This is a genomic window from Cohnella mopanensis (assembly GCF_022352055.1).
Lineage (GTDB): Bacteria > Bacillota > Bacilli > Paenibacillales > Paenibacillaceae > Cohnella > Cohnella mopanensis.
On the sequence record NZ_JAKRWM010000007.1, the window covers coordinates 1 to 270 of the forward strand.

General features: G+C 47.4%; 1 tRNA gene. It reads right to left on the bottom strand.

The features are described from left to right. Positions 1 to 15: 15 nt before the first annotated feature. A tRNA-Met gene (locus L3D05_RS13025) sits at positions 16 to 92 on the bottom strand. Positions 93 to 270 lie beyond the last annotated feature (178 nt).

The following is a 270-nucleotide window of genomic DNA, read 5'->3' on the forward strand; positions in this document are numbered from 1 at the left end:
ATGGGAATAAAGATGTGGTAGCGGCGAAGGGACTCGAACCCCCGACCCTCCGGGTATGAACCGAATGCTCTAGCCAGCTGAGCTACACCGCCACATAGCGTAATGCGCGATTCGGTACAAGACCTGAACCGTCATACCAAAAAACATGAGAACAAGGCTTACACCTTGAAAACTGGATGCGAAACAAAACGTTTATTAGAAGAAGGTGAATGTATCATTGTCTTACATGTGTCATTCGCTTAGGATAAGCCCTCGACCGATTAGTACTCG